At 33.4% G+C, this 26914-nt stretch carries 24 protein-coding genes and 1 tRNA gene; 12 read left to right on the top strand and 13 right to left on the bottom strand.

From position 1 onward, the window contains the following. The first annotated feature begins 21 nt into the window (after positions 1-21). The 8 genes from FJOH_RS09720 (at position 22) to FJOH_RS09685 (ending at position 7455) form a co-directional block, all read left to right on the top strand. Positions 22-1179, top strand: a complete 1158-nt coding sequence (locus tag FJOH_RS09720) for a DUF5074 domain-containing protein (protein WP_012023950.1) — start codon at positions 22-24, stop codon at positions 1177-1179. 16 nt (positions 1180-1195) lie between these two features. Then, a complete protein-coding gene (locus tag FJOH_RS26225; RefSeq protein WP_012023949.1) occupies positions 1196-2755 on the top strand; it encodes a PKD-like domain-containing protein in 1560 nt (519 codons plus the stop codon). A gap of 186 nt (positions 2756-2941) precedes the next feature. Then, a complete protein-coding gene (locus FJOH_RS09710; RefSeq protein ID WP_012023948.1) occupies positions 2942-3490 on the top strand; it encodes a DUF4494 domain-containing protein in 549 nt (182 codons plus the stop codon). A gap of 140 nt (positions 3491-3630) precedes the next feature. Beyond that, positions 3631-5142 carry a glycosyltransferase family 39 protein gene (locus tag FJOH_RS09705; protein ID WP_012023947.1) on the top strand — a complete coding sequence of 504 codons (1512 nt, stop codon included), beginning with the start codon at positions 3631-3633 and terminating at the stop codon, positions 5140-5142. A 7-nt stretch (positions 5143-5149) separates the two neighbouring features. Then, entirely contained in the window at positions 5150-5443 is a 294-nt protein-coding gene (locus FJOH_RS09700; protein WP_012023946.1) for a hypothetical protein, read from the top strand. A 44-nt stretch (positions 5444-5487) separates the two neighbouring features. Continuing rightward, a complete protein-coding gene (locus FJOH_RS09695; RefSeq protein WP_012023945.1) occupies positions 5488-6012 on the top strand; it encodes a DUF4269 domain-containing protein in 525 nt (174 codons plus the stop codon). 127 nt (positions 6013-6139) lie between these two features. After that, positions 6140-6212, top strand: a tRNA-Met gene (locus FJOH_RS09690). Positions 6213-6360: 148 nt separating this feature from the next. Next, a complete protein-coding gene (locus tag FJOH_RS09685) occupies positions 6361-7455 on the top strand; it encodes a Ppx/GppA phosphatase family protein (RefSeq protein ID WP_012023944.1) in 1095 nt (364 codons plus the stop codon). 69 nt (positions 7456-7524) lie between these two features. Here FJOH_RS09685 and FJOH_RS09680 read toward each other — a convergent pair whose 3' ends face one another. The 3 genes from FJOH_RS09680 to FJOH_RS09670 all read right to left on the bottom strand — a co-directional run bounded on the left by FJOH_RS09680 (position 7525) and on the right by FJOH_RS09670 (position 9252). Beyond that, positions 7525-7833 (bottom strand): hypothetical protein, encoded by a 309-nt coding sequence (locus FJOH_RS09680; RefSeq protein WP_012023943.1) that lies wholly within the window; start codon positions 7831-7833, stop codon positions 7525-7527. A gap of 156 nt (positions 7834-7989) precedes the next feature. Next, entirely contained in the window at positions 7990-8295 is a 306-nt protein-coding gene (locus FJOH_RS09675; protein ID WP_012023942.1) for a hypothetical protein, read from the bottom strand. A gap of 243 nt (positions 8296-8538) precedes the next feature. Then, the gene (locus FJOH_RS09670; protein ID WP_012023941.1) at positions 8539-9252 is read right to left on the bottom strand and encodes a leucine-rich repeat domain-containing protein; all 714 of its coding nucleotides are present in this window, start codon (positions 9250-9252) and stop codon (positions 8539-8541) included. 184 nt (positions 9253-9436) lie between these two features. Between FJOH_RS09670 and FJOH_RS09665 the strand changes: the two genes are divergently transcribed. Further along, positions 9437-9925 (top strand): DUF1761 domain-containing protein, encoded by a 489-nt coding sequence (locus FJOH_RS09665; RefSeq protein WP_012023940.1) that lies wholly within the window; start codon positions 9437-9439, stop codon positions 9923-9925. Between the two features lie 118 nt (positions 9926-10043). Then, positions 10044-11189 (top strand): GNAT family N-acetyltransferase, encoded by a 1146-nt coding sequence (locus tag FJOH_RS09660; RefSeq protein WP_012023939.1) that lies wholly within the window; start codon positions 10044-10046, stop codon positions 11187-11189. Positions 11190-11204: 15 nt separating this feature from the next. Here FJOH_RS09660 and FJOH_RS09655 read toward each other — a convergent pair whose 3' ends face one another. Then, on the bottom strand, positions 11205-12074 hold the full coding sequence (locus tag FJOH_RS09655; RefSeq protein WP_012023938.1) for a diacylglycerol/lipid kinase family protein: 870 nt from the start codon (positions 12072-12074) through the stop codon (positions 11205-11207). Positions 12075-12139: 65 nt separating this feature from the next. Between FJOH_RS09655 and FJOH_RS09650 the strand changes: the two genes are divergently transcribed. Then, entirely contained in the window at positions 12140-13102 is a 963-nt protein-coding gene (locus FJOH_RS09650) for an App1 family protein (RefSeq protein ID WP_012023937.1), read from the top strand. Between the two features lie 144 nt (positions 13103-13246). On the opposite strand, the gene FJOH_RS09645 is transcribed toward FJOH_RS09650, so the two are convergent. Continuing rightward, positions 13247-15160, bottom strand: coding sequence for an ABC-F family ATP-binding cassette domain-containing protein (locus tag FJOH_RS09645; protein ID WP_012023936.1), 1914 nt, complete (start codon positions 15158-15160; stop codon positions 13247-13249). Between the two features lie 66 nt (positions 15161-15226). Here FJOH_RS09645 and FJOH_RS09640 point away from each other — a divergent pair, with 66 nt between their 5' ends. Further along, positions 15227-15610 carry a DUF983 domain-containing protein gene (locus FJOH_RS09640; protein ID WP_012023935.1) on the top strand — a complete coding sequence of 128 codons (384 nt, stop codon included), beginning with the start codon at positions 15227-15229 and terminating at the stop codon, positions 15608-15610. Here FJOH_RS09640 and FJOH_RS09635 read toward each other — a convergent pair. The 8 genes from FJOH_RS09635 to topA all read right to left on the bottom strand — a co-directional run bounded on the left by FJOH_RS09635 (position 15591) and on the right by topA (position 26620). Beyond that, on the bottom strand, positions 15591-16664 hold the full coding sequence (locus FJOH_RS09635; RefSeq protein WP_012023934.1) for an NAD(P)/FAD-dependent oxidoreductase: 1074 nt from the start codon (positions 16662-16664) through the stop codon (positions 15591-15593). The genes FJOH_RS09640 and FJOH_RS09635 overlap by 20 nt on opposite strands. A gap of 77 nt (positions 16665-16741) precedes the next feature. Continuing rightward, complete coding sequence (gene porN, locus FJOH_RS09630; RefSeq protein ID WP_012023933.1) at positions 16742-17731, bottom strand: type IX secretion system ring subunit PorN/GldN; 990 nt, start codon at positions 17729-17731, stop codon at positions 16742-16744. A 200-nt stretch (positions 17732-17931) separates the two neighbouring features. Next, entirely contained in the window at positions 17932-18921 is a 990-nt protein-coding gene (gene porN, locus FJOH_RS09625) for a type IX secretion system ring subunit PorN/GldN (protein WP_012023932.1), read from the bottom strand. A 44-nt stretch (positions 18922-18965) separates the two neighbouring features. Continuing rightward, a complete protein-coding gene (gene porM / locus FJOH_RS09620; RefSeq protein ID WP_012023931.1) occupies positions 18966-20507 on the bottom strand; it encodes a type IX secretion system motor protein PorM/GldM in 1542 nt (513 codons plus the stop codon). Between the two features lie 51 nt (positions 20508-20558). After that, positions 20559-21206 carry a type IX secretion system motor protein PorL/GldL gene (porL, locus tag FJOH_RS09615; protein WP_012023930.1) on the bottom strand — a complete coding sequence of 216 codons (648 nt, stop codon included), beginning with the start codon at positions 21204-21206 and terminating at the stop codon, positions 20559-20561. Positions 21207-21287: 81 nt separating this feature from the next. Further along, positions 21288-22682 carry a T9SS ring complex lipoprotein PorK/GldK gene (porK, locus tag FJOH_RS09610; RefSeq protein ID WP_012023929.1) on the bottom strand — a complete coding sequence of 465 codons (1395 nt, stop codon included), beginning with the start codon at positions 22680-22682 and terminating at the stop codon, positions 21288-21290. 263 nt (positions 22683-22945) lie between these two features. Beyond that, entirely contained in the window at positions 22946-24097 is a 1152-nt protein-coding gene (locus FJOH_RS09605; RefSeq protein WP_012023928.1) for a formimidoylglutamase, read from the bottom strand. Positions 24098-24100: 3 nt separating this feature from the next. After that, positions 24101-26620 (bottom strand): type I DNA topoisomerase, encoded by a 2520-nt coding sequence (topA, locus tag FJOH_RS09600; RefSeq protein WP_012023927.1) that lies wholly within the window; start codon positions 26618-26620, stop codon positions 24101-24103. Between the last annotated feature and the right edge of the window lie 294 nt (positions 26621-26914).

Genomic DNA, 26914 nt, shown 5'->3' with positions numbered 1-26914 from the left:
TCAACAATTAAAATCTCAATAATGAAAACAAATTTCAAATTTTGGCTTTTACTCGTATTCGCAGCGATTGCCTTTCAGGGATGTCAGGAAGAAGATCCCATTATTCCTGAAGAAGTGGTGGTTTTACCTCCGGAAACTGTTACAACAGTACAAGGTTTTTACCTTCTTAACGAAGGAAACATGAACATGAACAAAGCTTCGTTAGATTATTACGACTACGAAACAGGAACTTACAAACGCAACGTGTACGGACAGGCAAATCCTGATGCAACTTTGGGATTAGGAGATGTGGGGAACGACATTGGTATTTACGGTTCTAAGCTTTATACGGTAATTAACAACTCAAACAAGGTTGAAGTTATGGATGTGGTTACTGCAAAACGTCTTAAAGTAATTGATGCCAAAAACTGCCGTTACATAACTTTTGCCAACGGAAAAGCTTATTTAAGCGCTTACGACGGTGAAGTACAATTGGGTGAGAATTCCCCAAATGGTTTCGTTGCCGAAATCGACACCACTTCTCTTGCCATTACAAGAACTGTAAAAGTAGGTCGCCAGCCTGAAGAAATGGCAATTGTTGGCAATAAACTTTATGTTGCCAATTCAGGAGGATATAGTCCGCCTGATTATGAAAAAACCGTTTCTGTAATTGACCTAAGCACTTTTACCAAAATAAAAGATATTGAAGTTGCCATAAATCTTCACAGAATTGAAGCCGATGAAGACGGAGATTTGTATGTAAGCTCACGCGGTGATTATTTCAACATTCGCCCTAAATTATTTGTAATTGACACCAAAACAGACAACATCAAAAAAACCTTTGATATTGCCTGTTCAAATATCACAATTGCCGGAGAGAAGGCCTACATTATAGGCTCTGAATTCAGTTATGCAACCGGTGACTGGGCCATTAATTATTCGATGATTAATGTAAAAACCGAAACCCTTCTTTCTGAAAGTTATCTGCCAAAAGCGGTAAGCGACGAAATTGTAATGCCTTACGGAATTGCGGTAGATCCGGTTTCTTTAAACGTTTATGTAACTGATGCAGGAGATTATGTTTCGCCCGGAAAATTATACTGCATTGACAAAAACGGAAATACAAAGTTTACTGTTACCACAGGCGACATTCCGGCTCATTTTGCTTTTAAAACCAAAAAAACCATAATTAATCCATAACCTTAAATTTTTAAAAATGAAGAAAATTCTACTAGCATTGTCGGTTATCCTGCTTCTTTCAGGATGTTACAAAGACGATATTAACGATCTTAAAAACGACGTCAATGACTTAAAAAACAGAATGGCACAATATGAAAACCTGCTTGATGTTCTTAATAAAAGATTGTACGTTGTAAGTTATGAAACTAAAGACGGAAGCTATGTTATTACAATGAGTGACGGATCAAAACTAACGGTTCGCAACACTTCATCTTTCATAAAAATTGGAGAAAACGGAAACTGGTGGATCGACGGTGTTGATACCGGAACATCTGCTAAAGGACAAAACGGAGATAAAGGTGAAGCAGTAAAAATTACTATTGGATCTAACGGAAACTGGATTATCGACGGAACTGATACGGGTGTTTCGGCATCTGGGCAAAAAGGAAAAGATGCTGCTGAAATCATTTCGGTTTCATTGGCAAACGGAATCATGACTTTTACTTTTGCAGACGGACGCACCATCAGCATTAATGCAAGCGCTCCAGAAATTACTTTACCAAATCCAGCAGGAGGTTTTACTGTTGATAAAATGCAGTGGTTTAAAGTTGAAGCAAAAACAGCAAATGCTTCTGGCGCCACATACAAATGGCTTGTAAACGATCAGGAAGTAGCCTCAACTATTGATTTGTTTTATGTTTTTGCTAATGCAGGAACTTATAATGTTGAGTTTAGAGCTAAAAACGGTGTAGGCGAAAGTTCTAAAAATTTCACTTTAACTGTTGCCGAAAAAACATATTTAAACAGAATTACACGTGTTTTTGATTTCTTCCCGGCTCCAGGGCAATTTATCAATACACTGCCTGCTGCAACTGCTGCAGATACGGATGAAACAATGCGTGCAAAAGCAGAAACAGCCTTAACTACCGGAAGCATGGTAAGTTTAGGAGGATTTGGAGGCTATGTACAATTTGGTTTTGACCATACTATTATTAATAAAGACGGAGCCGATTTTGTAGTTCTTGGAAATGCTTTTACAGATTGGTCTGAGCCAGGAATTGTAATGGTGTCTTATGATGCAAACGGAAATGGAATTGCTGACGACGAGTGGTTTGAAATTGCAGGTTCTGAACACAACAAACCAACTACAATTAAAAACTACGAGATTACCTACTACAAACCAGAAACTGAACCTGCGAATGCAAACGAACCAAACTACATTCGCTGGACAGATAATCAGGGACAAACCGGATATCTTGCAAAAAATCAATTTCACAGACAGTCTTTCTATCCTTTATGGAAAGGAAATACAGTTACTTTAAAAGGAACTTTCCTAAAATCTAATATTTACGACAAATCAGGAACAGGAACAAACTGGGCAAATCCTGCTTACGAATGGGGTTATACAGACAACTGGGCTAATACAGATGCAAGAGGATATATCGATATCAGCTGGGCAGTAAATGCAAAAGGCGAATCGGTAAAACTAAAAGGAATTGACTTTATCAAAGTTTACAATTCAAATCGCGCTGAAGGCGGATGGTTAGGAGAAGTCTCAACCGAAGTTTCAGGATTTAAAGATCTAAATCTACCATAATTTAGAAATCATGTTTTTGGAAATTAAAGCCTCAGTTTTTCTGAGGCTTTTTTTTAACCATTCCCTAATCCAAAAACAGTCAGCACTTTACCAAAAACATGCACAAATTGTGAATATCTATTTGGTGATTTTCGGGATTTATTTTGCTGTAAAATCTATCTTTGGCATCCTTAAAAAATAGAAAAGATGAGCGCAATTTGGTACGAATGCAAAGTAAAATATAGAAAAACAGATGAAACTGGAGGCCAAAAAGTTTTAACAGAACCTTATTTGGTAGATGCTGTATCTTATACTGAAGCCGAAAAAAGAATTAATGAAGAAATGGCAGCTTATATTAGTGAAGAATTTAAAATCACAAATATAAAAGTGGCTAATTATGCCGAAATACATCCGTTTGAAAATGCCGATCGCTGGTTTAAATCAAAAGTTTCTTTAATTGCTTATGATGAAGAAAGCGGTAAAGAAAGAAAATCAAACATGTACATGCTGGTTCAGGCAAATGATGTTAGAGAAGCTTACGACAACACGATTCATGTAATGAAAAACACAATGGGAGAATATTCTATTCCTGCCATTTCAGAATCGCCAATTATGGACGTTTTCCCGTATTTCAGCGGTGAAGAAGAAGAAACTGAAATGCTCGAAAGATTCAATGCACTAAAAGCTTCTAAACCTGCAAAACCAGATGCAGAAATAGTAGACCACATGGAATTTGAAACCGCAGAAGAAGAATAAATTTTCTTAAAAATCCAAAAAAATAAGCTTCAGAGAAATCTGGAGCTTTTTTATTTTCTAACGATAACCCGTAAGCATTTTTCAAATTAAAATAAACCCTATATTCGTTATACAAAACCATTTACTAAACCAAAAGCTCCATGAACAAAAAAACACTAATCTTAATTGGGTTTATTATTCTAAAATTTGTCCTTCAATATGTTTTAATAAGTCCCGAATATGATTTGCAGCGTGATGAGTATTTACATCTCGATCAGGCGCATCATCTCGCTTGGGGTTATTTATCTGTTCCGCCTGTTACTTCATGGTTTTCGTATCTTATTTTACTGCTTGGAAATTCTGTTTTCTGGGTTAAGTTCTTCCCTGCCCTTTTTGGTGTTTTGACACTTATAATTATCTGGAAAACTATTGAGCTTTTAAAAGGAAATCTTTACGCTTTGGTTTTAGGTGCAATGTGCATCGTATTTTCATCACTTTTAAGAATCAACATGCTCTATCAGCCCAACTCATTTGATGTTTTGTGCTGGACGGCATTTTATTATATTTTGATACAATATATTATTTCCGAAAAACCAAAATGGCTTTATATTGGAGCCGTTGTTTTTGCTTTTGGATTTCTAAATAAATACAATATCCTTTTTCTCCTTATTGGGCTTTTACCGGCACTTATTCTTTCTAAACAAAGAAAAATACTGGCTGAAAAAAAACTATACTTCGCTTTATTTTTAGGATTGATTCTAATTTTACCCAATTTATTATGGCAGTATAACAATCAATTCCCCATCGTGCATCACATGAAAGAATTGTCTGAAACACAATTGGTAAATGTCAATCGTGCCGATTTTTTAAAAGAACAGCTTTTGTTTTTTATAGGTTCATTTTTTGTAATCCTTGCTTCATTTTATGCTTTGTTATTTTACAAACCTTTTGAAAAATTTAAGTTTCTTTTTGCTTCGATAATTTTTACAATAATTGTATTCTTATATTTTAAAGCCAAAGCCTATTATGCTATTGGTTTGTATCCTATATACATTGCTTTGGGTTCTGTTTTTCTTGCAGATATTTTAAACTCGGGATGGAAACGCTATTTAAAACCTGTTTTTATTGCACTTCCGTTATTATTTTTTGTTCCGATGTATTACTTGGCTTTCCCAAATAGAAGTCCCGAAAAATTAGTCGCCAAAAAGCAGACACATCGTTGGGAAGACGGAAAAGAACACAACTTATCTCAGGATTTTGCCGATATGCTGGGCTGGAAAGAACTGGCCCGAAAAACAGATTCGGTTTATGCTCTGTTTCCAAAATCAGAAAACACGTTGGTGCTTTGTGACAATTACGGACAAGCAGGCGCCATTAATTTTTATACCAAAAAAGGAATTAAAGCCGTTTCTTTTAATGCCGATTATGTAAACTGGTTCAATTTGAATGTGTATTACAAAAACTTAATTCGGGTTAAAACCTTTGAGGAAAATAGCAATGAATTTAAAGAAACAAGTCCGTTTTTTCAGTCGGCTTTTATAGCGGGCAAAATCACAAATAAATATGCCAGAGAATACGGAACAACCGTTTTTGTTTTTACCAATGCCAAAGTCAATATCAATAAAAGACTTCAACAGGAAATTGACGAAGAAAAAAATTACATCAAAGAATAACTAAATAATGTTAGATTTTTATCTCATAAAAGACGACCAAATTACTCCCGATTCACCAACAAAGCTTGAATTTATTGGACAACTTGGCAGTAAAACATTTAAAAATTTAAAAACTAAGGGAATTATTGAAAATCATTATGAGTATAACTCAGACTTTAGATGGAAGAGTGAACAAATAAAGCAAATTTGCCAAAATAATACAGCCCATAAACAACAAAACGATACTGATGTAAAACAATTATTTAAGATAATTGAAATCATTGACAATACCAATAGTGGGATTATTGCTTTTGGAGATTGAATATTTATTAGCTCTAAAAATATCAAATAAAATTATACCTATTAATGATTGATTTTACCAATATAGAATATTTAAAAAACGGAAATCCCAGACAAATTCAAGCGTATAAAACCCTGACAGAAAATAAGGTTTTAGAAATCCTGGCTGAATTTGATCCAATTCTGGCTGGCACAATTCCAATAAATATTGATATTGAAAACAGCGATCTTGATATTATTTGTTATTGGGAAAACAAAACTGATTTTATTACTAAAATCACTTCTGCATTTGAAAACAAAACCGATTTTAAAATTTGGGAAGCCAATATCGACGAACACGAATCTGTAATTGCAAACTTTAAAATAGAAGAGTTTGAAATCGAAATTTTTGGGCAGAACGTTCCAACTCAAAATCAAAATGGTTATAAACACATGGTTATTGAGCACAAAATCCTGCAATCGAAAGACGAAAACTTTCGATTAGAAATTATAAAACTTAAACAAAACGGTTACAAAACCGAGCCTGCTTTTGGAAAATTATTAGGTTTAAAAAACAATCCTTACAAAGAATTACTTGATTATCAAGTCTAGTTTCGTCAAGAACAAAAAGTAACCAACTACAAACCAAATCATTACAACAAAAACAAACTTAAATAAAAATATTTCACTAATTTCTTTGGATAACAGTATTTAGTGTGTATCTTTGCACCCGAAACATCGCGGGATAGAGCAGTAGGCAGCTCGTCGGGCTCATAACCCGAAGGTCACAGGTTCGAGTCCTGTTCCCGCTACTAAGACTAAGCTTCAGAGAAATCTGAAGCTTTTTTTGTATAAAACCAAAAACATCTCAAAATTGATAAATATTTGATTGGTTTTATTTGCGTTCTTAAGATAAAAAAACAATAATTTATTTAAAATTATAATATAATCGTAATAACAATGCTTAAAAGACAAAACCCCCAGATTCTATTCTTTATTCTTTTAAATTTATTTTTTTCCATTAATGTATTTTCTCAAAAAAGTATTTATGCTGGAATTGAAATTGGAAGAAGAGCTATAAAAGTTTCAGTTATTGATGTAAACAATATCAAAAAAGCTGACTATAAAATCCTTTCTTTCTGGACAGAAAGAATTCCTTTTGCTGATCATATTGCTGCATCAAACGCACTTCCTCAGGAAGATATAAACAGAGCAAGCGTTATTGTCAGCGATCAATTAAAAAAAATAAGATCTGAATATAAAATTCTTGAAGAAAACATCTTTATCGTTGCAGCTCCGGTTTTTCAATCTGCTCGTAATATTGATGTTTTAAAAAACAAAATCGCTTCTCTTACAAACAAACAACTTGAAGTTCTAGATGTTAACGAAGAAGCAAAAACACTTGTAAAAGGTGCTATTCCTCCGGTTGATTACGCTAATGCTTTCCTTCTTGATATTGGTGCTCAAACTACAAAAGGCGGTTATATCGATGAACTTAAAGACAACAAATTAGAGTTTATTCCTCTTGAACTGGATTTTGGAACAATGACACTTACAGATGCTGTACAAAAAACAGTTGTAAATCCATCTCAGGCAAACGATATGTCTGCTTATCAGGAAAAATCTTTTGACTTTAACTCTGTTCTTCGTAAAAAAGTAAAAGACTTATTTGACAAAAATCCTCTTTTATTCAAAAAAGATAAAATGTATTTGTCAGGTGGTGCTGTTTGGGCATTTTCTACTTTGTACTACAATGAAAACGTAAAAGAACATTATATTGCTTTAACTCTGCAAGACGTTATTGATTATGATGCAATTCTAAAAAATAATTTTGGTAAGTTTACTGCTCTTGCAAAAACCAATTCAGAAGCAGCAAGAGTTTTAAGCACTTACGAACAGAAATACTTAATCTCTGCAAACAATATTCTTGTTTCTTGTCTGGAAGCTATGCCAAACTTAGATACAAAGAAAATATACTTTGTAAAAGAAGGACAAGTAACATGGCTTATCTCATTTATAGCAGAACGTTCTAAAAAAGTAAACACTAATTTTTAAAACATTTCTGTTTTTACAATTTTTAAAAGGCTTCAGAAAATCTGAAGCCTTTTTTATTTTGGCTTTATATTAAACGAGTTGTTTTATTTCGCTTAGAAACTCAAATTCGTCTAAAGGAAAAAGCTGCAGCACTACTTCGAGCATTAGTGCGACATTAATAGATTGGTCTTTTCTTGTTTCCGAAATTTTATGCTCCTCATGTTCTAGTGCCAAAATACAAAGTTTCAGCATATTTGTTATAACACAGCCTAACTCATAATAATCTAATACTTTAACCTCTGCGGTATAACAATCTTTTTCATCTTTTGCTGGTTTTAAAGTATTTAGAAACTCTGTTGTGAGTTTTTTAATATCTTCTAAATTTTTAATTTCATTCATTTTTCATCAGATTAAAATTACATTTTTTATAAAAAACAAATTTGATGATATTCTAATTCAATTCGGTTATCTTATATGATAATCAAGAAAATAAAAAACACAAAAAAAACCGTCCTTAAAAAGAACGGTCTTATTAAATATTTTTAGAATTTCAGCTTACGCTCTAAACAAAGCATATTTATTGCAGTTAAACAAAACCTTATCATAAGGAACATAAAGAGAAACAATTTTCTCTGATGATTCTTCAAATTTTATTCCGTTATGTTTTCTAAATAAATAAATTTCTTTTAAACAGTTTGAAAGACTTTGGTGTATTTCACTTGTAAACGTTGGCAGTTTTTTATCTCCAACCAATAAATCAATTTGGTAATTAGAACTGCTTTTTGAAAGGTTGTTTCCAATAATTCTTAGTGTAAATGTTGTTGCCTTTCCGTATTGTTCACCCTGATATTGTAGTGTCATAATTTTAGAGTAAAAGGTTAATATTTTGTTCTCAGCTTAATTTAGAATTGAATCTAATTTTAAAGTTATAAAAAAAATTGACTGCTTTAAAACTAAAGTCAAATTTATTGATGCAAAGTTAAAATATATTTTAAAGTCCGGATAAATAAAAATAAAAAAGCCGTATTTCTACGGCTTTTTCGCAATTAACTAAATATATTTAATCAACTTGTTTCAACGAGTAAAATTCATTCATAAGCACGATTAATTTATGGTAATATTTTCATTTTTTCTTTCTTCGTTTATGTCCAGCAAAAATGGATTTCCATTCTCGTCAAACATTGTCATATTCAAAGAATCCAGCACAGTTAAACTTCTTGAGACCGAACCTTTGAATTTATTGTAAGAAAGATTCAATTCAGACAAGTTAGATAACTTTTCTAATTCTTTTGGAATCTCTCCTTCAAAATTATTGTTGAATAAACTCAGGTTTTGTAAAAAACTTAAATTCATAATATCAGAACTTAAATTACCCGAAAATTTATTACTATTTAAAAGAAGTACTTTTAAAGTCGAAATTTTATAAAGCGAATCAGGCAGTATTCCTTCGATTTCATTATCAGACAAACACAGAATTTGTAATTGATTCAACTTCCCTATTTCGGCTGATAATTCTCCTTTTAAATTGTTTTTATGCAAATCTACAGTTACTAAATTTACCAGATCAAAAAACTCTACAGGCAGTTTTCCCTGCAGATTATTATTGGATAAATTTAGAGCTGTTACTTTTCCGTTTTCAGTATGAACTCCATACCATGTTGAAACTGACAACGATAAATCCCATTTAATTTTCCACTGCAAACCATTAGTCGCATGATATAATTTTATCAGCACCTCTTTCTCTTTATCTGAAACAGTATCTGCAAAAGTATTAAGAGAAAAAACAAATGCTAAAAAAAGTGTTGCAAAGCTTTTCATAACTAGACTTGGGGACTATGTTTTTCTTGCATCAAAATTAGATAATTACAAGATATAAAGCACCGCATGTCAATAAAGTGTTGATAAATAAAAAAAGAATAGGATTTTTCCTTCTTTTAAAATATCATCTTTGTTTTTCTTTTTTGATTAATTTTGAAACAACTAATTATAAAAACCTAATATCATGGAATTTAACTTTTACGCATTACTAACCGCTGCGGTTGTAACTTTACTTGTTGGTTTTGCCTGGTATCATCCAAAAGTTTTTGGATCGATCTGGATGAGAGAAAGTAACCTTACAGAAGAAGATCTTAAAAAAGGAAGCATGCTCAAAATTTTTGGTCTTACTTACATTTTCTCACTCATGATTACAATGACTTTAATGTCACTAACCATTCATCAGTCTGGAGCAATTGGCATGGTTGGTGGTCCGCCTTTAATTGCTAATGCAAAACCTTCTTTTGCCGCTTTTATGGCCGATTACGGAACGGCTTACCGTACATTTAAACACGGTGCTTTGCATGGTTTTATGTCAGGTTTGTTTTTTGCTTTACCAATTATTGGAATCAACGGTTTGTTTGAAAGAAAATCCTGGAAATATATTTTCATTCATGCCGGATACTGGATTGTTACTCTTACTTTAATGGGCGGTATTATCTGCGGATTTGCATAATTTACAAATATATAAACCCGTTTGAAAACAAAACTCAAACGGGTTTTTCTTAATAATAACTTAAAGAAAGTCAGTTATTATAAATATTATCTAATTTTGAAAAAATTAGCACACACTTTTGAATACAACTTATTCTTTTCAAATCTACAACAGCACATCTTCACTGCCTTCAGAATGGAATTTGCTGGCCTCAGACAACATTTTTTTAACACGCGAATATCTGGAAGTACTCGAAAATTCTTGTCCGGTAAATATGATCTGCCATTTTATTGGAATTTTTGAAGAAACAAAACTCATTGGAATTGTTTTAACCCAATTTCTATTTGCCGAAAAACTAGAGTCTTTTGGAGAACGCGACCAATGTTTAAAAACTTCTGTCCGTAATTTTGCCCTTAAAAATTTTGCTTCACATGTTTTATTCATAGGAAACAATATGCTTACTGGTCAAAATGCTTTTATTTTTGATAAAAACGCAAAAGAATCAAAGGCTGTTAAAACGCTTCATAAAGCCATTAATCAACTCAAAAAAGATTTAAAAGCAAGTGGTAAAAAAGTTCACATAACCAGTATAAAAGATTTTACCGCCAAAGAAATCGAACCGCTGCAAGCTGAATTTAAAAACAATTATACGTTTTCGACACAGCCTAATATGATTTTTGAAATCAATGAAAACTGGAAATCAGAACAGGATTACATTGATGCACTTTCAAAAAAATATCGTGATCAGTATAAACGAGCCCGAAAAAAATCTGAAGCAATAGAAAAACAGCAGATGTCATTGGCCGATATTAGAAAATATGAAGATGTTATTTACGACTTGTATTTTCATGTGGCTAAAAATGCACCATTCAACACTTTTTTTCTAGCAAGAAATCATTTTAGTTTTTTTAAAGAAATCATGAAAGAAGATTTCTTATTGTATGGTTATTTTTTAGATGAAAAACTAATTGGTTTTAATACTTTGATAAAAAACGGAGAAATCATGGATACTTATTTTTTAGGTTATGACGAAAGTATCCAACGCGAAAAAATGCTGTATTTAAACATGCTGTACGACATGATTGCGTATTCTATTAAAAAAGGTTTTAAAGAAATTGTTTTTGCCAGAACAGCGCTTGAAATCAAAAGTTCTGTTGGTGCAAAACCAGTAAAAATGTACGGTTTAATAACACACAGCAATGCACTGATCAATCATAACATTGCCAGATTTTTTAATTACCTTGAACCTAAAACAGAGTGGCAGGAACGTAATCCGTTTAAATAAAAGATATTTAATTGATTAAGGAACCGCCAATTTCATCTGCTTATGCAAAATATGAATCTCTAATGATTTCTGCGCACCGCAATATTCACCGTCAATTTGAAAATGAACCGGATAATCTGTTTTTATTTCTGCCCTATCTGTAGAAATAATCACAATATCGTCTGAATCAATAGGCATATTTCCGGTTATAATTTTTCCAATTAAAAGCAAATCCAGACTTTTCAAAATTACCAATTCAAACTTTCCGTCGTTCATTGCTCCATTTGGATTAATGATTACGCCTGTTCCGTATTTTTGCGAATTGGCAATTACAATCATTCTTGCAACGTGTTCGACAGTTTTATTGTTTGCGGTAATAGAAGCCACAAACGGTTCTTCAGATTCCGTTAAGGTTGTAAAAGCCTGTAAAGCGTAACCCCAAAAACCGCGTACATCACTCTGCTCGTAGTTTTTTACCAGATTAGCATTCAATCCAAGATCGCTTAAATGGATGCTTTTTTTACCATTAATGCAAATCATATCCATCTCGATATAATGGTTTAGAAAAGCTATTTTTAGGTTCTCTTCGATCCCGGCAGGCAGATTTAGATCTACCGAAAGTCCGTTTGCCGAACCAGCCGGCAGAATCCCAATAATTACATCGTGGTCTTCCATGGCTTCGGCTGCCATTTTTATAGTTCCGTCACCGCCCGCAACAATAATTCGTTCCGGCTGATATTGCTTATAAAGGGCCTGTATTTCTCTCTGATCATTTTTGCCGGTCGTTTCATAAACTTCCAGATTAAAATGATTTGTAGCCGCAAATTCCTGAACTGCCTCAATTAAATCTGATTTATCAAGATCGCCCGAAATGGGATTTACAACAAATATGATATTCTTTTTCAACTCTTTTATTTTTAAAAACCAATTAAAATAATTAATTTACAGTATTATATAAAAGTACGTAATTAATGAAACCAATTTTACAATTATATCGAGGTTATGCCAATGAAGAAGAATTAATTGTGATGGGGCATGTTTTCAAAAGAACGTATAACTATGATTTTCAGAAGAAAAACCTAAAAAATGCACGTTCAATAATTAATCAGTTTAGGATAAAAACAATTGAAAATTTTGATGTTTATCTTAAATGCAACAATCAGGAAATCCATACTAAAACGCTGGATGACGGTTATTTTAAGTTCTGTATTCCGCTAGAAAAAGAAACTCATTTTGGATGGATGGAATATCAGGTGAGCATAAAGTACGGAGGTAAAACCATTACCTGCAATGCTAATTTTATACGCCCGCATAAAGGAAATCTTGGAATTATCTCTGATATTGATGACACTTTTTTGATTTCGCATACGCGGAATATTTTTAGGAAAATGTACATTTTACTTTTCAAAAATGTAAACGACCGAAAAGTTTTTAAAGATGTTGTACAACATTATCAAGCTTTGAGTTCGGCAGGAAGAAATAATATGGGCGAAGAAAATGCTTTTTTTTATGTTTCGAGCAGTGAGTGGAATTTGTACCGATTTATTGCAAAATTCACCAAAATACACAAACTTCCTAGAGCCGTTATTTTACTAAAAGACATTAAAAGAGGAATTACTGATTTCTTTATGAGCGGACGCGGTAATCACGATCATAAGTTTGACAAAATAAAACATGTTTTGGAATTTTATCCCAACTTAAAATATGTTTTACTTGGAGATGATTCCCAGCATGATCCTGTTTTATACGAAAGAATCTGCAAAATATTTCCAGTAACTGTGATCGCAGTTTACATAAGACAAACTGGAAAAACCCAAAAAAAAGCGGTTAAAAAAATTATGAAGAATTTAGAATCGCTGGATGTTTCTGTCTGCTATTTTAAAGAAAGCAGTGAGGCGATTGCACATTCCAGGTCTATTGGGGTCATTAAATAGCTTTGTTGAGAATACAGCATACTGATCAAACTGGTTTGAACAGATTTTTTATTTTTTTGACGTAAAAAAAACCTTTGTCAAAATTTAAAACTTTAACAAAGGTCTATATCTGTTTAATTTACTGAAAACTGTGACTGAAACTAATTAAGCATTAAAACTATCAATCTCCTCCTGAACAATTTCCCAATCTATAAGCAATTGTTCCAGGTCTTCTTTCTTTTTGTTGTAAGCCGTAAAAAACGATGCATCTTCGATATGTTTATCGCAATTCGTTTCGAGCATTTTATCGTCGTGCTGAATGTCTTTTTCTAACTGCTGAATCTGACTTTCAATTTTGCTTAATCGGTTTTGAAGTGCTTTTCCTTTTTTCTGATCTTCATAAGATGCTTTTGTGGTTTCTTTAGTTGCTGTTGTTTTTACAACATCTTTTTTCTCCACTTCGCGCATGTTTTCAAGATTACGCTGTTCTAAGAAGAAATTAATATCGCCCAGATATTCTTTGATCTTTTGATCTTTAAATTCGTAAACAATATTCGACATTCCCTGTAGAAAATCTCTATCGTGAGAAACTAATAATAATGTACCGCCAAATTTTTGAAGTGCCGCTTTTAAAACGTTTTTAGATTTAATATCTAAGTGGTTGGTAGGCTCATCCATCAACAGAACGTTAATTGGCTGCAATAACAATTTACAAAGCGCCAAACGGTTGCGTTCTCCTCCAGAAAGTACTTTTACTTTTTTCTCTACATCATCTCCACGAAACAAAAATGACCCCAGCATATCACGTACTTTCATACGATTTGTATCTGTAGCTGCATCTTCCATAGTTTGAAGCAATGTAATTTCACCATCCAAATATTCTGCTTGATTTTGAGCAAAATATCCTAATTGTACATTGTGCCCTAATTTAATAGTTCCATCATACTCAAATTCGTTAACCAACGCTTTAATGAAAGTCGATTTTCCTTGACCGTTTTGTCCAACGAATGCAATTTTACTTCCTCTTTCAACCAATAAACTGATATCTTTTAGAATCGTTTTGTCTCCGTAAGCTTTTGTAACATGTTCTGCCTCGATTACAACTTTTCCAGGTTCTTTTGAAACCGGGAAAGAAATATTCATTACAGAATTGTCATCTTCATCAACTTCTATTCTTTCTACTTTATCTAACTTTTTAATCAACGATTGCGCCATCGAAGCTTTTGAAGCTTTTGCACGGAACTTCTCGATTAATTTTTCTGTCTCTTCAATTTTTTTCTGCTGATTCTTTTGAGTCGCTAATTGCTTTTCGCGTATTTCATGACGCAATTCTAAATACTGCGAATATGGTTTATTAAAATCGTATGCTTTTCCTAAAGAAATTTCAATTGTTCTATTGGTAACATTATCCAAAAACATTTTATCGTGCGATACAATTACCACAACTCCCGGATAATTGCGAAGGAAATTCTCTAACCAAATAATACTTTCAATATCTAAGTGGTTGGTAGGCTCATCCAGAAGCAACACATCATTTGCCTGCAATAATAATTTTGCCAATTCGATACGCATTCTCCATCCTCCGGAAAATGTTTCAGTTTGGTTATTAAAGACTTCTCTTTTAAAACCTAGTCCTAAAAGAATTTTTTCTGTATCTCCAACATAATTATAACCGCCAAGAAGTTCAAAACGATGTGTATAATCAGATAAATCTTCGATAATCTGACTGTATTCTTCACTTTCATAATCAGTTCTTGTAACTAATTGATGATTGATTTGTTCCAGTTTTTTTTCTACAACCTTAATTTCTGTAAAAGCTTCATACGCTTCTTCCAATACAGTCCTTCCTTGTTCAAAATCGATATCCTGGCGTAAAAACCCCATTCTGATATCTTTCTCTTGTGAGATAACACCTGAATCTGGTGCAAAATCTCCTGCCAGCATTTTAAGCATTGTAGATTTACCAGCTCCGTTTTTACCAACAAGACCAACTCGGTCTCCGGCTCCTAAACGAAAAGTAACTTCTTCAAATAAATATGTTCCTCCAAAAGAAACGGAAAGATTGTGTATATTAAGCATAATTTATAACTATTGTTATCAGCAGTAAAGGTTGAAAAATCGTACCTTTGTTTAAATTTTTTGCAAATGTTAAAAAAAGGATCCAAACTAAATAGTATTTTAACAGGAAGTTGTCCTAAATGTCAAAAAGAGAGCATGTATTCGGACAAAAATCCGCTTCACTTGACTAATGTTCTAAAAATGAATGAGAATTGCAGTCATTGCGGTTTAAAATATCAAATTGAACCTTCGTTCTTTTATGGCGCAATGTATGTAAGTTACGGTTTAAATGTTGCCGTTGGAATTGCAGCATTTATTGTCTCATTTGTTTTCTTTGGAGCAAGTATAGAACAATCTTTTATTGCAATTGTTATTACTTTGATTCTATTATTTCCGTTTGTTTTAAGACTGTCGAGAAATTTATATATCAATATGTTTATTTCATACGATCCTAAGGCCGGTCAGGAATAAGAGATTTCAAATATCTTTTATGGAAGCGTTTTATATCTGCTTCACGGTCTATTGGAGTTCCATTTTCAATATTATCATATAACATTTTTGCCAATGCCGGTCCCAGCATTACACCGCGTGTTCCTAATCCGTTAAGAAGATGAATAGATTTGTATGCCTCATGAGTTCCTATTATAGGTCTTCTGTCGGCAACTGTTGGCCTTACTCCGGCAAAGTGTTTTATGATCTCAAAATCGCAGGTAATAATTTCTTTAATACGATCTATAAGCTCTTGTTTTCCTTCTTCGGTTGGGAGATCCGTTTTATCATGCCAATTGTAAGTTGCACCAACTTTATATAAATTACCTCCAACAGGCAGAATAAAAACACTTGTGTTAACAATAACATCTAGTTTTAAATCAGGCGCTTTTATTAAAAACAGTTCACCTTTTGTTCCATCCAAAGGCAGGTAATTAAAATAAGGGTTTTTATGCAGTCCAAAACCTTCTGCAAATATGATATGACGGGCTTTGATACTTTTGTACTGAATTCCTGAATCAAGAATTTCCAGAAAAGAGCTGTGAAAAGATTCTTCAAGAAGTAAATCATTCTTTTTTAGATACTCTCTGTAACTTTCTAATAATTGCCCGGTTTTTACATAACCAGTATGCAGAACTTCTCCATAATCATGAGGGGAGTCAATACCCTGGTATTTTTTAGTAATAAGTTTTGTAGATAAAAAGGGAGCCAGGTTAATTTTATCTGAAGCAGCGAACCAATTATTCTGCTCTTCAATTGAGAAAAACTTTCGAAGAATTGGCATTTTAAAATTGAATTTTTCCTGCAGCTTTCCTTCAACTTGTTCATAGAATTCATTCATTAAAACCAAATGCTCTTTTGCATTCCAGACTTCACTAAAACGTTTTAAGATAACCGGATTGTACAAGCCTCCTGCAATTCTCGAAGAATTTTGGGATTTGTCATCAACAACTAAAATAGATTTATTGTTTTTAAGGGCGATTTCAGCAAAGGAAATTCCGGCTAATCCAGATCCGACGATTAAATAATCAAGCATTGGTAATATAGATAAAATAAAAAAAACTCTTACTGCAAAGGTAGCAAGAGTTTTTTGTATAATTTGGATTTAAGCACTTAGTAATTCCACATATCTTCTTCGAAGTTGCGAATCTTCTCTTTTACCCTTTCAGATTCTAACAATTGACTTTGCGCATTGTCTTTAATGTAATCTTTAATTTCACGGTCTCCGTATACGTTTTCTTCTTTATAGATAACCGCATTAAAACGTCTTGAATTTAAGATTTGATCAAACGAAATAGGAAGCGCAGAGTTTTTATCATTAAAGGCTTTTGCTTCATGAAGCACTTCCCGCGCATTAGGAAAGAAAACCCAAAACAGTTCTATATAGTCTTTTTCATCGCTATTCATTGTATAAACATCTGGAGTTACTGGACAAATTCCCAGCAGACGATATTTTAATTCACTCTGACGTTTATCAAAATACCAGTACCCTTTAATTTTATATTGTGAAACATCGGCAGCAGTAAGATCTTGCTTTAAGATATATTCAGCAGGAATCGTTCTTGTAGGCCCTACTGTTTGATCAACATAGCTAACTACTTTTTTCTTACCAGTTCCTGTCACTACTTTTTTCTTAACAACCCGTGTTCTGAAATCATCTGGATATTGATTCACAAGTTCTCTACCAGCATCTGTAGTATCAACACGAGTCAAAGATCCTTCAATATCTTTTAGTGATTTTTTGGTATTAAAATAACTATCTGTATAAACTTCAGTTATTCTGCCGTTTCGAATGGCCTTGGTCAAAACATCATAAAGAGAACGCCTTTCAGGTCCAATATTCACAGTATCTACCGGAAAATATAATGGAAAATTGATTTTCTCATTTAAATCAATAATTTCCCAAGTTGTCTTTGCCATTAAAACATCCCTGTCATCTACATAACCATAAGCCAAAGGCTTGTCGTTATCAGAAATTTGCTGTGCTGCAGTTTTGTGCCCTATTTGATCAGCCGTTTTAGCATTTAATAAATTAGATTGTGCATTGCAAACAAATCCACTAATAAGGGCAAAACCAGCAATTAAAAAATTCCTTACTTTCATCATGATAAATATTATAAGAAATTAAACGTAATTTTATATTCAATATTGTTATTTTTCTTACAGAAAATCAAAATTACTAAAAAGTAATTTAAAATTGAGCAATGTTTTGTTTTTATAAAAAGATCTAAATCAGTGTTAAAAACAAAAAACTCTTACTACAAAGGTAGTAAGAGTTTTTTAAATATTTTATTTTCAGATACTTAGTAATTCCACATGTCTTGTTCGAAGTTACGAATCTTCTCTTTTACTCTTTCAGATTCTAACAATTGATTTTGTGCATTGTCTTTCATGTAATCACTAATAGCTCTATCTCCATAAAGGTTTTCCTCTTTGTAGATTACCGCATTAAAACGTCTAGAGTTTAGGATTTGATCGAAAGAAATTGGAAGTGCTGAATTGTTGTCGTTAAAAGCTTTTGCTTCATGCAGTACTTCACGTGCATTTGGGAAGAAAATCCAAAACAATTCAATATAATCTTTCTCGTCACTATTCATTGTATAAACGTCTGGAGTTACAGGACAAAGTCCAAGTAAACGATATTTCAATTCACTCTGGCGTTTGTCAAAATACCAGTACCCTTTAATTTTGTACTGTGTAACATCAGCAGAAGTAAGATCTTGTTTTAAGATATACTCAGCAGGAACCGTTCTTGTTGGACCAACTGTTTCATCTACATAAGTAACAACTTTCTTTTTACCGCTTCCAGTAACTACTTTTTTCTTCACAACACGTGATTTGTAGTCATCTGGATATTGGTTGATAAGTTCTCTACCAGCATCTGTAGTATCAATACGAGATAATGCACCCTGGATGTCTTTCATAGATTTTTTAGTATTGAAATAACTATCAGCATAAACTTCAGTTATTTTGCCTTTTGTGATGGCTTTCGTCAAAACGTCATAAAGAGAACGTCTATCAGAACCAATATTAGCTGTATCTACAGGAAAATACATTGGAAAGTTGATTTTTTCATTTAAATCAATGATTTCCCAAGTAGTTTTACCCATCAAGATATCTCTATCATCAACATAACCGTAAGCTAAAGGCTTATCATTATCTGAGATAAGCTGCGCAGGAGTTTTAAGTCCGATCTGAGCAGGAGTTTTTGCATTAAGCAAATTAGATTGCGCATTAGAAGCAAAACCTCCAGCGATAGAAACAATAGCTATTAAAAAATTTCTTACTTTCATCGTGGTATCATTATAAGATATTGAACGTAGTTTTAACTACTTTATTATTGTATTTCGTAAATTACCGGAGCAGTTCTTGGTAATAAATAACTACCAGCTCCAACAAGTTTAGTTTTAATTTCAGAAATAGTAACTTGGTCTCCTTTACCAGCTCTTGCAAGAACTGATTTACATTGTGCATTCATTTTATTACCAGTAACGACAACTGTAGGCTGTCCAGCAATTTTCATGTTGAATCCAACAACATCTAAACCAACTTCAAAATCAAAATCAAGTAATTTAGCACCAATAGTAGCAATTTCTAAGTTAGATTTAGGACCTTTAACAACTCCCATTTCACCTCTAATTGTACCTGTTGGACCAGGAATACCTTTAATTCTGAATGTTTTCTTATCTGTTACTTTATCTCCGTTTGGTAATGTACCAGTTACAGAAATTGTAGCCTCAGTACCTTGACCTGGGCTCATGTTATATTTTCCTGGTTTTCCTGCAGAAGATAATCCCGGAGCACTTGCAACAATTTTGTTAGCATCAACACCAGCGAATGATACAGAGATTGGGTTAACAACACCTCTATAAACTACATTCATTTTATCAGCAGAAATTGTAGCTGAGTTTGGTCTAGGAACTACAACATATTTTCCAGAGAATTTTAAAGGAATGTTTTTACCATCTTCTAAGAAAGTAAATTGTCCGTTAATATCTTGTTCTCCTACTCCACCGGCAGTTAAAGAGATTACTGCTTGTCCGTTAACAATTTGTCCAGGACCTTGGAAAGAAGTTGGTTTTGTATTTTCGTCATAACGCCCTAAAACTACCTTACCAGTTACTTTTTCACCTTGGAAATAAGCATTTTTGTCTAAAACAACGATTGCTTGGTAGTTGCTGTAAGAAGCAGCAGCAACTGCAGCTTTACCTAATGCACTGTTGTAAACGTCAGCTTCAGTTTTCTTAACGTCATTCTGCCAAGCTGAAAGTTTTGCAGCTGAAGCGATCGCAGGAAATCCTTTGAAGTGGTATGCTAAGTATTTTTCTTTAATACCTTCTTTGTTTTTTACGTCAGAAACATCAAATTTTTTCTCAACCTCAGAAATAATTCCAGCATATTTTTTATCTGTACCTAAAGCAGCTTTAATATCTGATTTATATTTCTCGATTTTAGCGATAATTTCATTACCTTTTTTAGTGTAACCGTCTCCTGTAAACCAGTCATCGATGTTATCACCTCTATCCATAGCTTCGTATGGCATTTTTCCAGTTTCTTTATCAACTTCAAAACCTTTTACAGCCTGAGTTTTTAAAGTACCTATGTAATCGTAGAATTCTTTTGAAGCAGCCTGAACTTTGTGAGCTGTTTCTGCAGCTTTAGCAAATTCTCCTTTTGCTTCAGCAGCTTTTTGATCTAAAGATGTCAACAAACTTTCATTTGTTGTAACTGAAGATGTATTTGCAGCTTCGAATTTTTCATTCATCAAACCAAAAGCAGAAATAACTTCTTTTGATACGTTCATTGCTAACATTGCGATGAAAACCAGATACATCAGGTTAATCATCTTCTGTCTAGGGGTTAATTTTCCTCCTGCCATTTTTGTCTAATTAGTTCTTATTAATAAATGTAATATCTAGTTAAAAACTAATTATCCTTTGTTACTCATTGCAGAAAGCATACCACCGTAAACGCTGTTTAAAGAAGCGATGTTTGCAGTCATAGAAGCCATTTGCTCTTTTAACTTAGCAGCGTTCTCAGCAATTTCGCTGTTTGCTTGTGCATTTCTTGAAGCACTTTCTAATTGAACTTTATATAAACTGTTTAATGATTCCATTTGTGCAGCTGCCATAGACATTTCTTCAGCATATTTCTTTTGACCTGCGATTGAATCTACAGTTGGAGAAATTGCTTTTGCAGCTCCTTCGAAGTTTTTGATGCTGTTACCTAAGCTTGCCATTAACTCACCGTCAACTTTAGCTTCTTTTAACATTGCATCTAATTTTTGAGACAATAAACCTTGGGCATCAGTTGCAGTTTCCGCTTTAGCTTCTTTTTTTCTAGCTTGTCCGTTAGCTAATTCTGGGTAAACTAGAGTCCAATCTAATTCATCCTCAACTGGTTCAAAAGCAGATAACGCAAAGATTAATGCCTCAGTCAAAAGACCGATAGAAAGCATCACTGTCCCTGTTAATGGCCCAATCTCAAAGTGAGTAATTTTGAATAAAGCTCCAACGATTACCACTGCCGCTCCCATACCATAAGCGAAATTCATAACTTTTTTACTTAATAATGCCATAATAATTCTTTTTTAGGTTTTAATTTTAAATAGATTCGATTTGGTTTTTGTATATTGATTTAATTATACACTAAGTTATTATTATTTTCTTCCGCCTCCTGTTACTTGAGTTCCCATGTAATCTTGTACAGTTCTGAAACCAATGTAGCTTCTTGCAGAATCAGCATATTCGTGATCACGAGTACTTACTTGCAGGAAGTAAGCAACATCTTTCCAAGATCCTCCACGAACAACTTTTCTTTGGTTGTTTCCATCAATTACGTTAGGGTTCATTGTAGAAACATACTCGTATGCATTTGGATTGTAAGCCGAATCTGTCCACTCAGAAACGTTTCCTGCCATGTTATATAGTCCATAACCGTTTTGCTCGTAAGATTTTGCTTCAACAGTATATAAAGCCTCGTCTGCAGCGTAATCTCCTCTGTTTGGTTTAAAGTTTGCCATGAAGCATCCTCTGTCACTCTTAGTGTAAGGACCTCCCCAAGGGTATGTAGCAGACTCCAGACCACCTCTTGCAGCATACTCCCATTCTGCTTCTGTTGGAAGTCTGAATGCGTTAACTAAATCACGTCCTTTTTTCTTAGATTTAATGTAGCTGTTTTTATTTAAAGTTCTCCAAGCACAGAATGCTTTAGCTTGTTTCCAAGTCACACCTACTACTGGATAATCTCCGTAAGCTTTGTGCCAGAAATAATCATTGTGCATTGGCTCATTATATGAATATGCGAAATCTTTAATCCAAACTGTTGTATCAGGGTATACATTAACTTGTTCAGTTTTAACGAAGTCTTTTCTTTTTCCAACTTTAGCTTTTGCAGCTGCCTGAATATCCATCCAAGAATAACGGAATTTCAATTTATTTACATCAATTGTTCTTAAACCATTGTATGATTCTTCAATTGGTAAATACATAGAATCCATTACTTCAGCATAATACTCATCTGGATAAGCTTTAGTATCTCTAATTAATTTTACTTTTTTGTTTAATTTTCTACCAGCATACGGATCATCTTTTGTCCCTACACTATAGTAGTTATCATACATATATTTATCATAAGCCGTCATTTTATCCGGCTCAGAATCATTAAATGCATAATCAGCAATACTACCGCCTTTTTTACCTTTGTCACCAGTACTTTTTTGACCAGTTTCATCAGCTAAAATAGCAAGACGAACTCTCATTGTAGAATCTTTTACCCACTCTACAAATTGACGGTACTCACTATTAGTGATCTCAGTTTCGTCCATATAAAACGAGCGAACAGTTACAGTTCTTGTTGGAGCATCTTCTACATTAGCTAAGTCACCATCAGATTTACCCATAATAAAAGATCCACCCGGAACCAAAGTCATTCCATACGGTTTTTCAGGATGCCATTTCCCTCCTGTAACACCAACTAATTCACCTTTGTCACCTGACTTACCACAGCCGATTACTAGTGTTAACATTGCTGCAAATGCAATAAACTTCTTCATATAAATTTGGATTATCTATTCATTACTAAAAGTCCGTAAACGTATTTATTATTTATCTAAAAAACAATACCTATTTGCGAATTTTCTTTTACCGTTCAAAAATAATGTTAAATAAAATAAAAAAAAAATATTTCCTCGATAAACTGATTAAAAAAATCGACGTAAAACGTTAAATTTTATAATAAATACACCTTTTCTTACTAATAATTTTAACTTATTTTCCTAAAAATTAAATATTTTAAGATTTCTTTCGAAATTTTCTTCTACAAAGCGTTTTTTCGCTGTGCTTTCCACCATCTTTCTGGCAATTCTTGATTGCAAGCTGACAAATATTCGTCGTAAGAACATGGTAATAACGTATTTCTTTTTAATTTATTGCTGCCGTTTGTTTCGAATGGAATTTCAATCCACCAACGCTCAGTTTTGTCACTTTTATAAAACACAAGTTCCTCTTCTTCCAGCGGAACGATGTATTTTAAATAATTTGTTCTGCTTCCAAATGGATATTCTTTTGATCTGTAATGATATCCTTCTATAAAATACCAGATTATCTGAGCCATTATAGGAGATTCCGGCAATGTACTATTATGATTAAAGATTCCAAAAGAAGAAACTTTATCACTTATTCCGGCATATCTAGCCAGAGAGCAAATCTCTTTTCCGTTGAAACCATTTGGCTCAAAAGAAACCATATTGCCTGATGCAGAAGACTTTACAGAATTCAAATCAATACTAACTAAATCTGCATCTCGAAATACAGGCTCAGCCAAAGCAATATTATTTGAAATTTCACCTAAACGGTAAGCATCAAAAAACAGCTTTTCAATTAAATCAATTTCTTCCTGAGAATTGTAATAAGTCTGATATCCTATATTACAGTAATTAAACAGGTTGTTTGGTTCATTAATAATAATCTGCGTTAGGTAAGAATTAGCCGAAACCGATTCATTTTCTTTACCAAAATCAAATTTATTATCTACAGAAACCATATTTACCATTTGCTCTAAATCGTCGTAAGCACGATACAAAGCGTAGGTTAAATCCTGAGAACCTCCCAGGACTATAGGAATCACTTTATTCTTAATTAAAGCAGCTACAACTTTTTTTACTGCAAAATAAGTATCCTCTACAGAATCACCTGCAAGAATATCTCCTAAATCTGCAATTGATGCATCCCAGTTACCAGGAAACATTCCGTAAAGCTTTTTACGAACTGCAGTAAGGTTAACTTCATTAACCATATTAATGTTGCGTCGATCTTCGAGAACACCTACGATCGCAATATTAATTTTGCTTATATCCGGAAATTGATCCTGAGTATGCAAAACAATTTTGCTCCCCAGTTCTTGTGTAGACAATGAACTAATGAATTTTAAAATTCCGTCATTTAAAGGCTCTAGAAAGTCAAATTCCATTCTTTATTTCTTTTTTGCTGGTGCTTTTTTAGCGGTTGTAGTTTTTTTAGCTGCTGTGGTTTTCTTTGCTGCTGTTTTTTTAGCCGGTGCTTTTTTCTCGATCATTTCCTGAACTTCGGCCAATGTTAATTTTGTCGCATCAACATCTTTACTTAATTCAATTTTGATTTTACCTTTTAAAATAACTGAACGTCCCCAGCGGGCTTTTTCAACTACAATTCCTTCTTCTTCCCAATTGTGAAGAACTTTATCAATATTCTTTTGTAATTTATCTTCAATTAATTCTTCAACATCTGCCTGAGATAAATTATCGAAATTGTATTTTTTGCTCACATTTACAAAAAGACCGTTCCATTTAATAAAAGGACCAAAACGTCCCACACCTTTTTGAACTGCTTCTCCTTTGTAAACAGCAATTGGCGCATCAGCAAGTGCTTTTTCGTCAATTAATTCCTTAGCTCTTTCTTTTGTAACATTCAAAGGATCTTCACCGCGAGGTAATGAAATAAACACACTTCCGTGACGAACATACGGACCGTAACGACCATTGCTCACTTCTACTTCTTCTCCTTTATATTCTCCTAAATTTTTAGGAAGCAAGAATAAATTCAAAGCTTCTTCAAGTGTGATATTTCCAATATTTTGATCTGCCATCAGGCTGGCAAACTTTTTATCTTCATCATCTGCTTCTCCAATTTGAGCCATTGGTCCAAATTTCCCTAAACGAACAGAAACTTGTCTTCCATCTGCATCTTTTCCTAAAATTCTTTCACCGCTTTCACGTTCAGCATTAGCTTCAACTTCTTTTACATTTGGGTGAAATTTATTGTAGAAATCCTGCATCATGATTGCCCAGTCGATATTTCCTTCGGCAATTTCATCAAAATCCTGCTCAACTTTTGCAGTAAAATTATAATCTAAAATATTCCCGAAATTCTTAACTAAGAAATCTGTTACGATAGTACCAATATCAGTAGGAACCAGCTTTCCTTTATCAGAACCAGTATTTTCTTTTAAAAGCTTCTCACCTACTTTACTATTTTGTAAAGTCAACTGTGTATAGTTACGTTCCTGCCCTTCAAGCGTTCCTTTTTCAACATAATTTCTATTGATAATTGTTGAAATAGTTGGTGCATAAGTAGACGGACGTCCGATACCAAGTTCCTCTAGTTTTTTAACCAAAGATGCCTCTGTATAACGTGCAGGCGGTCTTGAATATCGTTCTGTAGCTGTAATATAGTTATTAGCCAGCTTTTCGTTTACTTTTAAAGCCGGAAGCATTCCTTCTTGCTCTTCCTCATCATCATCATGACCTTCTAAATACACTTTTAAGAAACCTTCAAAAAGCAAAACTTCTCCAGAAGCTGTAAAAAGCTCATCATGATTATCAGCTTCTATTTTTACGTTTGTTCTTTCAAGCTGCGCATCGCTCATTTGAGATGCTAAAGTTCTTTTCCAGATCAAATCATACAAACGAGCCTGATCACGATCGATATTTACAGTATGGCGTGACATATCAGTCGGACGAATTGCTTCGTGCGCTTCTTGTGCTCCTTTACTTTTTGTTGCAAAAATTCTCGGTTTAGAAAATTCTTCCCCGTAAGATTTTATGATTTCTGCTTGTGCAGCATCCATTGCTTCTTTAGAAAGATTTACCGAGTCGGTTCTCATATAAGTAATAAGTCCCGCCTCATATAAACGCTGTGCTAACTGCATGGTAATTCCAACCGGCAGGTATAATTTTCTTGCTGCTTCCTGCTGCAACGTTGAAGTTGTAAAAGGTGCTGTTGGAGATTTTTTGGTAGGTTTAGTTTCTAAATCAGCTACCTTATATTTAGAACCGATGTTTTTGTTTAAAAAATCTTCGGCTTCTTTTTTTGTATTGAAGTTTTTTGGCAGTTTTGCTTTAAAAGCTTTTCCAGCTTCGTTTACAAATTCAGCAACAATTGAATAGGTTGCCACTGCATTAAAACTTTGAATTTCGCGTTCTCTTTCAACAATCAAACGTACAGAAACAGATTGTACACGACCTGCAGAAAGTCCGCCTTTAATTTTTCTCCATAAAACCGGAGATAATTCATAACCCACTAAACGATCTAATACTCTTCTCGCTTGCTGCGCATTAACTAAATTATAATCAATTTCTCTTGGATTGTCAATTGCTTTAAGAATCGCAGATTTTGTAATCTCGTGAAAAACAATTCGTTTGGTCTTTTTTGTATCCAGTTTTAATTCTTCCGCCAAGTGCCATGAAATAGCCTCTCCCTCGCGGTCCTCATCGGATGCTAACCAAACCGTTTCGGCATTTTTAGATAGCGATTTTAGTTTCGTTACCAAGGCTTTTTTATCCGGGGAAACTTCATATTTAGGTTTAAAACCATTCTCTACATCTACCCCTATTTCCTTGGATGGTAAGTCTGCTATGTGACCATAACTTGACTCCACCTGAAAATCACTCCCAAGAAATTTCTCGATCGTTTTCGCCTTTGCAGGTGACTCCACTATTACTAAATTCTTTGCCATTGCTCTTATTTTCTGCAACAAAAGTATTTATTTTTTTTAAATATTAACCTTACGAATGCATTTTTGAGGTATTTTGATATTATGAAACTTAAAATTGCAGATTTATCTGTAATATTCTGCATTATATATATAGGTATAACTTTTATCAGATTCTAACCAAGAAATTTCTTTATTTTAGAATTCCAATTTTAGATTCAAGATTATCTCATCAAAATCTTTTTCGTTCTACAATCTATAATCTACAATCTATAATCTGCAATCTAAAATCTAAAATTCTTTTCTGCCATCTTGTCA

This window comes from Flavobacterium johnsoniae UW101 (assembly GCF_000016645.1).
In the GTDB taxonomy this organism is placed as follows: domain Bacteria; phylum Bacteroidota; class Bacteroidia; order Flavobacteriales; family Flavobacteriaceae; genus Flavobacterium; species Flavobacterium johnsoniae.
The sequence above is the reverse complement of the archived record's forward strand: the minus strand, read 5'-3'. Positions and strand labels throughout refer to the sequence as shown.